This is a genomic window from Actinoallomurus bryophytorum (genome assembly GCF_006716425.1).
GTDB classification, from domain to species: domain Bacteria; phylum Actinomycetota; class Actinomycetes; order Streptosporangiales; family Streptosporangiaceae; genus Actinoallomurus; species Actinoallomurus bryophytorum.
Genome location: NZ_VFOZ01000001.1, coordinates 5,092,519 through 5,104,909 on the forward strand (window position 1 = coordinate 5,092,519; position 12,391 = coordinate 5,104,909).

At 70.6% G+C, this 12,391-nt stretch carries 13 protein-coding genes; 4 read left to right on the forward strand and 9 right to left on the reverse strand.

The features are described from left to right. Window position 1: 1 nt before the first annotated feature. From FB559_RS23970 to FB559_RS23980, 3 genes are all read right to left on the reverse strand, one after another. A complete protein-coding gene (locus tag FB559_RS23970) occupies window positions 2–751 on the reverse strand; it encodes an ABC transporter ATP-binding protein (RefSeq protein WP_246121985.1) in 750 nt (249 codons plus the stop codon). Beyond that, window positions 748–1,566 carry an ABC transporter ATP-binding protein gene (locus FB559_RS23975; RefSeq protein WP_141957845.1) on the reverse strand — a complete coding sequence of 273 codons (819 nt, stop codon included), beginning with the start codon at window positions 1,564–1,566 and terminating at the stop codon, window positions 748–750. The genes FB559_RS23970 and FB559_RS23975 overlap by 4 nt, the downstream gene beginning before the upstream one ends. A gap of 763 nt (window positions 1,567–2,329) precedes the next feature. Further along, window positions 2,330–2,689, reverse strand: coding sequence for a DUF805 domain-containing protein (locus tag FB559_RS23980; protein WP_141957847.1), 360 nt, complete (start codon window positions 2,687–2,689; stop codon window positions 2,330–2,332). A gap of 236 nt (window positions 2,690–2,925) precedes the next feature. Here FB559_RS23980 and FB559_RS23985 point away from each other — a divergent pair, with 236 nt between their 5' ends. Next, window positions 2,926–3,252, forward strand: a complete 327-nt coding sequence (locus FB559_RS23985; protein ID WP_141957849.1) for a hypothetical protein — start codon at window positions 2,926–2,928, stop codon at window positions 3,250–3,252. Window positions 3,253–3,259: 7 nt separating this feature from the next. Here the strand turns inward: FB559_RS23985 and FB559_RS23990 are convergent, their stop codons facing one another. Genes FB559_RS23990 through FB559_RS24000 form a run of 3 tightly spaced genes read right to left on the reverse strand, consistent with a single transcriptional unit; the run spans window position 3,260 to window position 6,512 of the window. Further along, window positions 3,260–4,018: an ABC transporter permease subunit gene (locus FB559_RS23990; protein ID WP_141957851.1), complete on the reverse strand. Its 759-nt coding sequence runs from the start codon at window positions 4,016–4,018 to the stop codon at window positions 3,260–3,262. Continuing rightward, a complete protein-coding gene (locus FB559_RS23995; protein ID WP_141957853.1) occupies window positions 4,015–5,583 on the reverse strand; it encodes an ABC transporter permease subunit in 1,569 nt (522 codons plus the stop codon). The genes FB559_RS23990 and FB559_RS23995 overlap by 4 nt, the downstream gene beginning before the upstream one ends. Next, on the reverse strand, window positions 5,580–6,512 hold the full coding sequence (locus FB559_RS24000; RefSeq protein WP_141957854.1) for an ATP-binding cassette domain-containing protein: 933 nt from the start codon (window positions 6,510–6,512) through the stop codon (window positions 5,580–5,582). Before FB559_RS24000 ends, FB559_RS23995 begins: the two co-directional genes overlap by 4 nt. Before the next feature lie 165 nt (window positions 6,513–6,677). Between FB559_RS24000 and FB559_RS24005 the strand changes: the two genes are divergently transcribed. Then, window positions 6,678–7,340 (forward strand): response regulator transcription factor, encoded by a 663-nt coding sequence (locus FB559_RS24005; protein WP_141957855.1) that lies wholly within the window; start codon window positions 6,678–6,680, stop codon window positions 7,338–7,340. Beyond that, window positions 7,340–8,485 carry a sensor histidine kinase gene (locus FB559_RS24010; RefSeq protein ID WP_141957857.1) on the forward strand — a complete coding sequence of 382 codons (1,146 nt, stop codon included), beginning with the start codon at window positions 7,340–7,342 and terminating at the stop codon, window positions 8,483–8,485. Before FB559_RS24005 ends, FB559_RS24010 begins: the two co-directional genes overlap by 1 nt. On the opposite strand, the gene FB559_RS24015 is transcribed toward FB559_RS24010, so the two are convergent. Together FB559_RS24015 and FB559_RS24020 are read right to left on the reverse strand one after the other, a co-directional pair. Next, a complete protein-coding gene (locus FB559_RS24015) occupies window positions 8,427–9,806 on the reverse strand; it encodes an APC family permease (RefSeq protein ID WP_141957859.1) in 1,380 nt (459 codons plus the stop codon). The two genes, FB559_RS24010 and FB559_RS24015, sit on opposite strands and share 59 nt — an antisense overlap. 46 nt (window positions 9,807–9,852) lie before the next feature. Then, complete coding sequence (locus tag FB559_RS24020; RefSeq protein WP_141957861.1) at window positions 9,853–10,749, reverse strand: carbon-nitrogen hydrolase family protein; 897 nt, start codon at window positions 10,747–10,749, stop codon at window positions 9,853–9,855. Between the two features lie 127 nt (window positions 10,750–10,876). Between FB559_RS24020 and FB559_RS24025 the strand changes: the two genes are divergently transcribed. Then, window positions 10,877–11,656 (forward strand): FadR/GntR family transcriptional regulator, encoded by a 780-nt coding sequence (locus tag FB559_RS24025; RefSeq protein WP_141957863.1) that lies wholly within the window; start codon window positions 10,877–10,879, stop codon window positions 11,654–11,656. Between the two features lie 63 nt (window positions 11,657–11,719). Here FB559_RS24025 and FB559_RS24030 read toward each other — a convergent pair whose 3' ends face one another. Next, window positions 11,720–12,316, reverse strand: coding sequence for a hypothetical protein (locus FB559_RS24030; RefSeq protein ID WP_141957866.1), 597 nt, complete (start codon window positions 12,314–12,316; stop codon window positions 11,720–11,722). Window positions 12,317–12,391: the final 75 nt, after the last annotated feature.

Genomic DNA, 12,391 nt, shown 5'->3' on the forward strand with positions numbered 1-12,391 from the left:
CTCAGAACCCCAGGTAGGCGTGGCGTAGCTGATCGTCGCCGGCGAGCAGCCGGGCGTCTTTGTCGATGGCGATCGTGCCGAGGTTGAGGACGATGGCGCGGTCTGCGATGGACAGGGCGCTCCGCGCGTTCTGCTCGACCAGCAGTACGGTCAGGCCCCGCTCGTCCCGCATGCGGCGCAGCACGGCCATGATCTGGGCGACGAGCCGTGGCGCCAGGCCGAGCGAGGGTTCGTCGAGCAGCAGCAGGCGGGGGTTGCTCATCAATGCGCGTCCGATGGCCAGCATCTGGCGCTCCCCGCCGGACAGCGTCGTGGCCTGGCGCCGGGCCCGTTCCCGCAGCGGTGGGAACAGCTCGTACACGTTCTCCAGCGACCACCGCGGACCGTCGTCGGCGCTCCGTGCCGCCGTCCGCCGGATGAGGCCGCCGAGCCGGAGGTTCTCCTCGACCGTGAGCTCGACGATGACCCCGCGGCCTTCGGGGACGTGGGCCAGGCCCGCGCGGACGATGTCCTCCACCGGGGTACGCGCGATGTCGCGGCCGTCCAGGACGACCCGCCCCGAGCGGGGGCGCAGCAATCCGCTGAGAGTACGGAGAAAGGTGGTCTTGCCCGCTCCGTTGGCACCGAGGACCGCCGTGACGCTTCCCCGCGGCACGGAGAGCGACACCCCGCTGAGTGCGCGGACCGCACCGTACGCCACGGTGAGGTCCTCCACCTCGAGCATGTTCGCCGTCGCGTCCATCTCACTCATTCGCTCAGGGGGTTCGGCTCGGGGACGGCGCCCGGTTCGCGGTTCGCCTCGGCGGCGACCTCCTCGCCCAGATAGGCGTCGATCACCGCCGGATCGTCGCGGATCTCGGCCGGTGTACCGCGGGCGATGACCTTGCCGAAGTCCAGCACGACCACCTCGTCGCAGATCTCCATCACCAGGTCCATGTGGTGTTCGACGAGGACGACGGACCGCCGCAGGCGCCGGATGAGCCCGCCGAGCTCATGGATCTCCTCGACGGACAGACCCGCCGCGGGTTCGTCGAGCAGGACCAGCTCCGGGTCGCAGGCGAGCGCGCGGGCCAGGGCGACCCGTTTCTGTGTCCCGTACGGAAGCTCGTCGGGCCGCCGGTCGGCGATGTCGTCCGGTGCGCCCACCTCGGCCAGCTTCTCGAGCGCCCGCTCCCGCAGCGCGGCCTCGTCCCGGTCGGCGCGTGGCAGGGCGAACAACGAGGAGAGGAACCCGGCCTTCGCGCGGGAGGACGCGCCGACCATGACGTTCTCGGCAACGGTCAGGCCGGGGAAGAGGCCGAGCCCCTGGAGCGTACGGCCGATGCCCAGACCGGCCAGGTCATGGGCCCGGTGCCGGTGCATTCGGGTGCCGTTCCGCCGCAGCTCACCGTCCTCGGGTCGTACGAAGCCGCAGACGACGTTGAACAGCGTCGTCTTGCCGGCGCCGTTCGGGCCGATGACGCCGACGACGTGGTCCTGGGGGACCTCGAGCGAGACGTCATCCAGGGCGACCAGACCGTCGAACCGGACCCGCACGCCGGAGAGTTCCAGCGCGGCAGGTGCCATGACGCATCACCTCGAAGTCAGCACGGTCCCCCGACGGACGTGTTCGGCCTGCAAGAAGCCATACCGACTGGTCGGTATCCGCAGAGAATAAACGCTTGTTCATGTGCGGGACAAGGGCTGTGCAGGTCGGGTTGCGGCGGGCCGCCGCCCCTCATGGGGACCCCCAGGTCCGGGGCGCGATCCGGCCGGGAAGGCGTCGCGTCGGTGGGTGGGTGGGGCCGGCATCCCCGCGCAGTCCCGGGTCGCGCTCGGAACCAGCTCGGAACCAGCTCGGAAGAAGCGCACTCGTCCTGGCGCGGGGAGGGGGATGGTGCAGATAACCGTCGGGAGAGGGGGCCGGGCACGGAGACCGGCACGACTGCCGGTGAGTTCGCCGTCGGTCTCACCGCCCTCCGCGGAGGTGCCTCTCTCGGAATTCGAGCGGGCATTGTTCGCGGGGAATCGCGCGCGATTGCGGGAGCACGACACGGCAACGCCGCCGCGCGACACATCTTCCAGGTCTGTCCACCGGAAAGGAAGACCCGAACGACCCCGGCCATGTTCGCCGGAGAAACAGTGCGGGTCGCCGCGGATGCCAACGGGGATTCCGGTGCGGGTCACGGACGCAGGCCGGATCGAGGAAATCCAGGAAATGCTCACCGATGGCAGCGGGACCGCCGCCCCGACCTGACCGAGGGGCCTGGAGAGAGGGCAGGCCCGACCCCTGACCGAGGAGCCAGGAGCGATTCCCCGGCCCCTCGGCCGCGCACTGAAGGGGCGGGACTCAACCCACCGGCGAGGCGAGCTTCGGGTTCGGGCCGTAGGCGTTTTCGCCCGGCTCGCCCTCCTTGGCGGCGAAGACGATCAGAATGATCCAGCCGACCACCGGGATGAGGCCGATGAGCAGCCACCATCCGGATCGGCCGATGTCATGCAGTCGCCGGACGCCCACGGCGAGGCTCGGGATCAGTACCAGAAGGCTGTAGGCCCCGCCGATGTAGGTGCTCAGCTTGAGCACCAGGCCGATGCCGTCCAATATCAGAACGATGATGCCGTTGAAGAGGACGAACATCCAGTATTCCGTGCGCCGTGCCCGGCCGCTGAAGCCGGCGTAGTTCTTGAGTACCGCCAAGTACCAGTTCATTGCGTTCCTCTGTCTGGGGTCTTTGCCGCGAATCGCAGAAAGCAAAGACAGCCTAAAGGCGGCTAACGGCCGACGGCCGGTTGATCGTAGACCGATCCGCATTTGTTATGACGATCTGCTGGGTGACCGCCACCTACGGCAATAAAAGAGGAATCGTGCGGAAATGTACCTTACGTGTGGTTTCAAGGGCATGCAGCGTCGTGGAGGATTCCTCGCCCCCGGCGTACTGTCGGGTGATGCCGATGGCTGAGGACGAGCACGTGTTCAGGGCGGCGGTCGCGGGACTGACCCATGCCGTCCGGCTGGCGCCGCCGGACGACAAGGCCGCCGCGCGCCTGGCCCCTCTTCTCCAGGAGGTGGAGACCCTCTCGACCCTCGGCCCCGACGCTCCTCTCGACCGGCTCACGGGGCCCGCTCATCGCGCGGTCCACGCGTACCGGCCCGTCTGCCTTGACGCCGGCACACCGGCGGAGCGGGGCGAGGGCGACGGGCCCGTGTTCATCGCCTGGTCACGTCTCCACGAGGCACTCCACCGGCTCGAGGAGACCGGCAAAAACGCGTGACCCTCGTTCACGCGTCGCGCAGGTGGAGCAGGAGCCCGGCGAACAGGAGCGATGCGGCGGCCCAGATGGCGAGCACGCCGAGGCCCGCCCAGGGGCCGATGGGCAGGCCGCTCAGGTGGGTGGTGGCCTGGACCGTGAGTCCCGCGCTCATCGGGCCGATCTGCTCCAGGTGCCGCTGCCAGTCCGGATCCGAGACCGCGTGGGTGATGATCGGGAAGAGGTAGAGCAGGCCGAGGACGCTGCCGATGGCCGTCGCGGGGTCACGTACGGCGATCGCGGTTCCGAGACTGAGCAGGCCGATCAGGGCCAGGTAGAGGATCGAGCCCGCGGTGGCGCGCAGGACGGACCCGTCTCCCGCAGAGGGGTGCGGGCCGGGCAGAATGAGCCGCCCGGCCAGCAGGGACGCGAGTACGGAGACGGTCCCAGCGACCAGCACGACGCCGCTGAGAACGGCCGCCTTCGCCGCCAGGACGGTGGTCCGGCGCGGCATGGCGGTGAGCGTGACGCGGATCATGCCGGTGCTGTACTCGCCGCCGATCGCCAGCACGGCCAGGATCGCGACGACGGCCTGGCCGAGCTCGACACCGGAGAGGCTGGTCCTGGCCGGGTCCACGGCGCAGCCATCGCCGGGGCACGAGACCGTCGCCGCCGCGCCCATCGCGACGGTCAGCGCGATGACGGCGAGCACGAGCCAGACCGTGCCCGGCGCGGTGCGCAGTTTCGTCCACTCCGCGTGCAGCGCGCGGCGCATACCCGCCGGCCTCATGCGTCCCTCCGGCGGAACAGCAGGACGGCCAGGCCCAGGGCGAGCGCGGCCCAGGCGCAGAGCACGGCGAAGCCGGCCCACGGTGCCAGCGGGAAGTAGCCGTCCGCCGGGGTGTAGACGTTGTCGACCTGGGCGTACTGCCGAGTGCTCTGCTGTACGGCGAAGGCGGACGCCGGCGTGATCCGCAGCAGCCACCGCGCGGCGCCGGTGGGCAGGCCGGTGATCGTGAGGAGGTACGGCAGGACGATGACCACGATGGCGGCGGTGACCGCGATGGCGCTGCGCCGCAGCATCGTGCCGAGGGCCAGGGCGAGCACGGCGGCGACGGCCAGGAGCGCGGCGGTGCCCACCACCACGCGTACCTCGGTGAACGTCGTCGCCGCGTGGACGTAGACGCCGTTGGCGCGCAGTATCCCCGGCCCGAACGCGACGACGATGGCGGCGGCGGCCAGCCCGGTCACGAACGTCACGGCGCCGATCACGGCGGCCTTCGCCACCAGGATCCGGCCGCGCCGCGGGCTCGCGGTCAGGGTCGTACGGACCAGCCCGCGCCGGTACTCGGCGGTGATGAACATCGTGGCGATGACGGCCACCGCGATCAGTCCGGCGAACGTGCCCACGAGCGTCTGGGTGATGGTGGTGCCGAGGCCCGCCGCGCCGGGCACCGCGGGCGCGATGTCGCCGGATCCGGTGACGGTGAACCCGTCGGCGGTCCGCTGGAAGCCTCCGCGCTGGAGCGGCGACCCGTCGGAGAAGGAGCCCGCGCCGGTCCAGGTGGCCGTGGGCCAGGCACCCTGGAGCGTCAGGTGGTCCACTGCGGCGGTGACCTGGCTGGGGGCGGAGGCGTCCCCGCTGACGAGGACCTTGTTGATGGCCTCCGTGTACTGCGGGGAGGTGGCGAACGGTCCGGCCTGTACGGTCGCCGGCAGCCCGGCGAGACGTGCGCTGCCGACCCTGGTCCAGTGGGTGCCGTCCGATGAGGCGTAGCCGGTGACCTCCTCGCCGGAGCGGGTCAGCCGCAGCCAGCGGGGGGACGCCGCGGAGACGCCTCCGGGCGGCCCGGCGGTGTCATGGGTGTAGTCGTACTGCATCCGTACGCCGTGGGCGCCGGTGACCATGATCGCGGCGTAGGCCGATCCGCGCCGGGTGCCGTCCTTGATGATGATCCCGGCCTTGGCCCACGGCACGAGACCGGGGCGGGTGCTCTCGGCGTCCGCCGGTCCGTCGCCGGAGCCGGGGAGCAGACCCGTCAGCGAGGCCACCCGTACGGTGATGCCGCCGTCTCCGGCGAGCGGGCGGTGCACGAAGGTGAAGTCGTCCGTCACCTCCTGCCCGCCCGGCCCGACCGGAAGGGAGCAGCCGGACCCCGGGCCGTTCTGCCCGCAGGACCCTTGGCGCCCGGGGGGCAGTCCCAGGGCCACGATCACCCCCGCCGCGACCACCATGCCGATGACCCAGCCGCGTACGGTACGGAACTTGGTCCACTCGGCGCGTACGAGCCGCAGGAAACCGTCGTGCCCGGTCCCGGTGTCCTCGCGTTCCATCGCGGTCGTGCCGGCGGTCATCGAGCGGCCCCCGTCCCGGCGATCGAGTGGAACTCGACCGAGTCGCGGGTGAGCTCCAGGTAGGCCTCTTCCAGCGTCGCCTGGTGCGCCGACACCTCCGAGAACGGGATGCGGCTCTCACCGAGCAGCGCCACGACCCTCTCGGCCGTGAGCCCGGTAATGGTCAACGTGCCCGGCCCGGCGGCGACCGTGGCGCCCGCCCGCGTCAGCACGGTCGCCGCCTCCGGCGATGCCGTGGTGCGCAGCGTCACCCGGTCACCGGACGCGGCGGCCAGCAGCTCCGCCACGCCGGCGTCGGCGATCACCTTCCCGCGGCCGACCACCACCAGGTGACCGGCGGTGTCCTGCAACTCGCCCATGAGGTGACTGGACACCAGGACCGCGCGGCCCTCGGCGGCGAGCGAACGCAGCAGCCCGCGCATCCACACGATGCCCTCGGGATCCATGCCGTTGAACGGCTCGTCCATCATCAGCACCGGCGGGTCGCCCAGCAGCGCGGCGGCGATCCCCAGCCGCTGCCGCATGCCCAGGGAGAAGCCCCCCGCGCGGCGCCGGGCCACCGTCCGCAGCCCGGTCCGCTCGATCACCGCGTCGACCCGCCGGTCGGTCAGGCCCTGGGAGTGTGCCAGCCACAGCAGGTGGTTGCGGGCGGTACGGCTCGGCTGCAGCGCGCCGGCGTCCAGCAGCGACCCGACGTGGCCGAGCGGGCGCCGCAGGCTCCGGTACGGCCGTCCGCCGACCAGCGCGCTGCCGGCGTCGGCCGCGTCCAGGCCCAGGATCACCCGCATCGTGGTGGACTTGCCGGCGCCGTTGGGGCCGACGAAGCCCGTGACCTGCCCGGGCCGGACGGTGAACGACATTCCGTCCAGCGCGACGGCCGGCCCGAAACGCTTGCGCAGGCCGTTGACGACGATCGTCGCATCGCTCATGTAAGGGTCCTTTTCCGCCGATGGATGACGCTACGAAGGTCGTTGTACGCCGCCGGCGGTGTCAGCCCGGTGTCAGTGCCCGCGCCGCCCACCGACACCGTGCCGACACCGGCGGACTGGCATCGTGAGACCCATGACGCGCCGGGCCGGCGGGAGGGACCGCGAATGAGAGTGCTGGTCGTCGAGGACTTCGAGATCCTCGCCCGGACGATCGGGACCGGGCTGCGCCGCGAGGGCATGGCGGTCGACGTGGTCCTCGACGGCGACGACGCGCTGGAGCGGCTGGCCGTCACCCGCTACGACGTCGTGGTGCTGGACCGTGACCTGCCCGGGGTGCACGGTGACGAGGTCTGCCGCCGGATCGTCGCCGGCGACTCCCCGAGCCGGGTGCTGATGCTGACCGCCGCCGGCACGGTCAGGGAGCGCGTGGACGGCCTGGGTCTGGGCGCCGACGACTATCTGCCGAAGCCCTTCGACTTCTCCGAGCTCGTCGCCCGCGTCCGTGCTCTGGGGCGCCGTCGCGCCGAGGCGCTGCCCCCGACGCTCGAATGCGGTGAGATCACCCTCGACTCCGCGCGCCGGGTCGCGACGCGTGCGGGACGGCGCCTGGAGCTGAGCCCGAAGGAGTTCGCCGTCCTGGAGTGCCTGCTGGCCTCGGCCGGCCGGGTGGTCTCCGCCGAAGAGCTGCTCGAGCGGGCCTGGGACGAGGCCGCGGACCCGTTCACCACGGCGGTCAAGACGACCATCCGGCGGCTGCGGGCCAAGCTCGGCGACCCGCCCGTCATCCACACCGTCCGTGAGGGCGGATACCGGATCGGAGACGTGTGATGACCCGGACAGGGGGACCGCGGCGCCGCCTTCCCCGCCTCACGCTGCGGATCCAGCTCACCCTGCTCTACGCGGGGCCGTTCTTCCTCTCGGGCGCGGCTCTGCTCGCCATCCCGATCCTGCAGGTCAACGACACGGAACCCGCCGGGCTCCAGATCGGTGCACCCCATCCCGCCCTGCCCGAGCCGCACGTCCACCGGGTCCTCGCCGCCTCCGGCATCGGCCTCGCCGTCATGGTCCTGGTCTCCTTCGTGCTCGGCTGGCTGATCGCCGGCAGGTTCCTGCGCCCCCTGCGTATGATCACGGCGACCGCCCAGGACATCTCCGCCAGCAACCTGCACCGGCGGCTCAGGCTCGGCCGCCGTCACGACGAGTTCAAGGAGCTGGGGGAGACCCTCAACGACCTGTTCGGGCGGCTGGAGGCGTCATTCGCGTCACAGCGGCACTTCGTCGCCAACGCCTCTCACGAACTCCGCACCCCGCTGACCGCCGAGCGTGCCCTGCTCCAGGTGGCGCTCGCCGACCGTGATGCCACGACGGAGGCGTTGCGATCGGCGTGCGAGGAGGTGCTGGCCCTCGGCGAACAGCAGGAACGCCTCATCGAGGCACTGCTCACGCTCGCGAGCAGTGAGCGGGGGATCGAGCGGCGCGAACCCTTCGACCTGGCCGAGGTCGCCGCGCACGTGGTCCAGGCCCGCCGCGCGGAGGCCGGGCGCCGGGGCGTACGGATCGACGCCCGCCTCACCCCGGCCCCGGCGGCCGGCGACCCGAGCCTGGTGGAGAGCCTGGTGGCGAACCTGGTGGACAACGCGCTCCGCCACAACGTGACCGGGGGCCGTGTCGAGATCGCGATCACGGCGAACGCCGGGCGGCCCGGCGTCTTCGTCGGCAACACCGGCCCGGTGATCCCGCCCGGCCAGGTCGAGCGCCTCTTCCAGCCGTTCCAGCAGCTGGGCGGTCAGCGGGTCGGCGGGACCGGCGGACACGGACTGGGCCTGGCCATCGTCCAGGCCATCGCCCATGCCCACGACGCCACCCTCTCCGCGCGGGCCCGGCCCGGTGGCGGGCTCGACGTCGACGTGGTGTTCAGCCCTCCCCAGGATGTTCGGCCGCCGCCGGCTCAGCCGGACGCACGTCGTCGTTGAACTCCATCTCGGGAGGCGCGACGCGGAAACCCCTGGTCAGGTACACCAGGTACGCGATGCCCAGGGCGAGCCAGATCAGGCCGAGGGTCAGCGCCCGGCCGTCGAGGTGGACCAGCAGCCAGATGTCCACCAGGGCGCCGACCGCCGGGACGATCACGTTGGGCAGCAGCCGGCCGCCGGAGCCGGACCTGCGTCCGCGGACGAAAGTGGCGATGACGCTCAGGTTCACGAAGGTGAAGGCCGTGAAGGCGCCGAAGTTGATGAAGGACGTCGAGGTCGCGACGTTGAGGCGGAGCGCGATGAGACCGACCACTCCGGTGAGCAGGATGTTGAAGGCCGGGGTGCGGAAGCGCGGGTGGACGTAGCCGAACAGCCTGCGGGGCAGGACCGAGTCGCGGCCCATCGCGAACAGCAGTCTGGACGTGCTGGCCTGCGCCGCGATCCCGGACGCGAACTGGGCCACGACCAGCCCGGCGAGGAAGATCGAGGAGAACAGGTCCCCGCCGATCGTCTTTGCGATCTCGAAGGCCGCCGAGCTGGAGTCCTTGAACGCGCTTCCGGGGTGGGCGAGCTGGGTGGCGTACGCGACCACGATGAAGATGGCGCCGCCGATCAGCGCGGTGAGCAGGATCGCGCGGGGCATCGTCCGCTTCGGGTCGACCGTCTCCTCCGTGAGCGTGGTGACCGCGTCGAAGCCGAGGAAGGAGTAGGCCGCGATCGCCGCTCCGTCCGAGATGCCGGACAGCGTCGTCCCGTGGTGGAAGAACGGCGTGCTCCCGGCGATCGCCGACCCGCCGCCCACGTGCACGACGTGCCGCAGCGACAGCACGACGAAGATCGCGATCACCAGGATCTGGAAGACCATGAGCAGGTCGTTGACCCGTTCGGCGGTCTTGATGCCCAGCAGGTTCAGGACGGTCGTCACGACGATGTAGGCGAGGATCCACGCCCAGAAGGGCACCCCCGGGAACTTCGCCTGCAGGTACGCGCCGCCGATGAGCCAGATGACCATGGGCAGGAAGAAGTAGTCGAGCAGCGTGGCCCAGCCGACGAGGAACCCGATGCGGGAGTCGATCGCCCGCCGGACGTAGGTGTACGCGGAGCCGGCGACGGGATGGGCGGCCGCCATCCGCCCGTAGCTGTAGGCGGTGAAGAGCATGGCCACGAGCGCGAGCAGGTACGCGGTCGGAACCACGCCGTCGGTGGTGGTCGCCACGACGCCGAAGGTGCCGAGGACGATCAGCGGGGTCATGTAGGCGAGGCCGAACAGGACGACGGATCGGAGCGTCAGGCTCCGCGTGAGCGTGCTGGGGGTCTCCATTGAACGGCTCCGTGCGACGGTGATGCGGGATGGGCGGGGGAGTGCCTCAGGGGGTCTCGGCCGGGGGCACAGGGTGGCCGGCGGGATGCCATCGGCGAGGGTCGATCCGGCCCTCGTACAGGGGGAGCGCGATCGGGGCGTCGGCGTCGGTGAACTGGTCCCACATGCGGTTCACCCCGGCGGTGCCATGGGTCCGCACACGCGTGACGTCGTCCAGGTCCAGTACGTCGGCCAGCACCGCCGCGGCGTCGCCCGGAGCCTCGGCGCGCACGGCGCCCTCCGGGTCCACCACGAGGCTGTGTCCCATGCCGACCGGCCCCGCGGTGTTGACGCTGACGACGAAGACCTGGTTGACGATGGCGTTGGCGCGGGCCAGGACCAGCTCCTGAGCACGGTCCCTGGTCGTGGTCATCACCGGGTTGATGATCACTTCGGCGCCCATCCAGGCCAGGTGCCGGGCGACCTCGGGGAACCAGACGTCGTAGCAGATGGCGAAGCCGACCCGGCCGATCCCGTCGAGGTCCAGCACGACGAACCGGTCGCCGGGCACGTACGGCTCGTACGGCCGCCACGGGAAGATCTTGCGGTACGACGCGGCGAGGCGGCCCTCCGGGGAGAAGGCCAGCGCCGTGTTGAAAAGCTCGCCCGCGTCGCCGCGTTCGCAGACGCTGCCCGGGATGAGCCAGATGCCCAGGTCGCCGGCGAGTTCGGCGAGTGCGGCCACGCGTCGTCCGTCCAGCGGCTCGGCCGCCTCCTGGAGTTGTTCCTTCTCCTCGCCGCGCGCCGTGTCGACGCCGCACAGGTGCAGCTCCGGGTAGACGAGCACGCGCGTACGCGGGAACCGCGCGAGCAGGTCCTCGACCTCGCGGGCGAAGCCGGAGATCGGTGCCGTGGCCGGACGCGGAGGCAGCTGGGCCAGTGCGACGGGCAGTGGTCGGGCCACGTTTCACCTGCTCTTCCGGTCGGCAGCGCGTACGCCGTGTCCTGTTGGCGACAAAATAGAGCAAGTTGAGCAGTTATCCAAGATCGCGCGTCAACGGATCCATCGCCGCGTGGTTAGAGTGACCCTCATGCCCGCCCCCCTCGACGTACCGGATCCGGGCGGAAAGCAGGCGGCCGCGCGGCTTCGCGGCCCGGCGCTCAACGGCATCCGGCGGCTTTCGGCACTGGACACGGTGCGTGCCCGGATCGCGCTCGCCGTCGACCTCGGGCTGCTCGTCCCGGGCGAGCGCCTGCCCGCGACCGGCCAGATCGCCCAGGCTCTCGACGTCGGAGAGATCACGGTCCGGCGAGCGCTCGTCTCCCTGTGCGAGGACGGGCTCCTCGAACGCCGTCGGGGCAGGAACGGCGGCACCCTCGTCGCCGAACGCCCGGCCCGGCGGGCCGTCGAGGCCATGGACGCCTATCGTTCGGCCGCCGCCGACGTGCACCGGCTGATCGACCACCGGCTGACCTTGGAGTGCGGCATCGCGTACCTGGCGGCGGTGGGTGCGGGAGACGCGGAGGTCGATCGGCTCGACCGCCTGGTGGAGGAGATGGACCGGGCGCCGAGCTGGGCGGAGTTCCACAGCTGTGACGAGCGGTTCCACCTCGCCGTGGCCGCCGCGACCGGCGTCGACTCGGCTACCGAGCCCTACGGCGCGGTCCTGCGTGAGCTGTACCGGTACTACCTGCCCTACCCCCTGGAGACGCTCCGCCGGTCCAATGACGAGCACCGCGCCCTGGTGGCCGCGATCCGCCGCCGCGACCTGGCGGCCGCGGCCGGCGTCGCACGTGAGCACGTGGTGCAGCTGCACCGGACGATGTTCGTAGGCCTGACGGAGACGAACACGCCGAAGCCTTCGGCGTAGACGATTCCCGGTAGGAGCGTGCTGTCGTAGCGCGACCCACGAAGTCGCCTTTCCGTTGCACCATTAAGCCATCAGGAAGTACGTGAAACGGCAGAGATACAACGCCGATACAAGGCCCGTGACGAGTACAGGTATCGGAGCGAGCGCCGCGACCCGGGATCTGTGGGCCAGTACACCGCATGCCCCGATGAGCACCACTGTTATCGCGGCGGTCCCCAGCCAGAAACCGAACGCCACTTCTTCGGCCGTAGTGGGCGAGTCGCAAGATGGGGGTCGTGGACCCGGTATGATGGGAGCGCAGTCCAACCGCGCCCCGGCGATCGTTTCGATAAATGCGGAAACATACAAGCTCGGCAGTGCTGCGATGATGGCGGCGATAACCATAAGCCAGCCGAGAACGCGATTCCAAGTTCCGGGCCGCATAAATCTAGGGGCCCGCCATTCGGTGACCATCGAATGACCTGCCAGAAGAAGAAGTCCCAGCAGAAAAAGCAAGAACAAGCCTGGCAAGAAAATCGATTCTTTAGCGACTGCCCGCAAGACTACTGTGGTTTTACAGGTGAAATACGCGGCCAGCATCATCGCCAGAACCCAAAGAGACAAGGCGATCCAGCCCAACCATCGAACGCGGTTCAGCCTGGTCGAGCTTTCAGTGTTCAAAACAACCTCTTATCGAGTAAGGCTTTGGCGCGTTGAAGTCGCATCGACCACAAAGATCCGCCGCATGACCCGACC

Coding starts and splice junctions, on each gene's coding strand:
- FB559_RS24015 (WP_141957859.1), bottom strand. CDS start 9,806: ATGGAGACCCCCAGCACGCTCACGCGGAGCCTGACGCTCCGATCCGTC.
- FB559_RS24025 (WP_141957863.1), top strand. CDS start 10,877: ATGCCCGCCCCCCTCGACGTACCGGATCCGGGCGGAAAGCAGGCGGCC.
- FB559_RS23970 (WP_246121985.1), bottom strand. CDS start 751: ATGAGTGAGATGGACGCGACGGCGAACATGCTCGAGGTGGAGGACCTC.
- FB559_RS23990 (WP_141957851.1), bottom strand. CDS start 4,018: ATGAGGCCGGCGGGTATGCGCCGCGCGCTGCACGCGGAGTGGACGAAA.
- FB559_RS23995 (WP_141957853.1), bottom strand. CDS start 5,583: ATGACCGCCGGCACGACCGCGATGGAACGCGAGGACACCGGGACCGGG.
- FB559_RS23980 (WP_141957847.1), bottom strand. CDS start 2,689: ATGAACTGGTACTTGGCGGTACTCAAGAACTACGCCGGCTTCAGCGGC.
- FB559_RS24000 (WP_141957854.1), bottom strand. CDS start 6,512: ATGAGCGATGCGACGATCGTCGTCAACGGCCTGCGCAAGCGTTTCGGG.
- FB559_RS24010 (WP_141957857.1), top strand. CDS start 7,340: ATGACCCGGACAGGGGGACCGCGGCGCCGCCTTCCCCGCCTCACGCTG.
- FB559_RS23975 (WP_141957845.1), bottom strand. CDS start 1,566: ATGGCACCTGCCGCGCTGGAACTCTCCGGCGTGCGGGTCCGGTTCGAC.
- FB559_RS24005 (WP_141957855.1), top strand. CDS start 6,678: ATGAGAGTGCTGGTCGTCGAGGACTTCGAGATCCTCGCCCGGACGATC.
- FB559_RS23985 (WP_141957849.1), top strand. CDS start 2,926: ATGCCGATGGCTGAGGACGAGCACGTGTTCAGGGCGGCGGTCGCGGGA.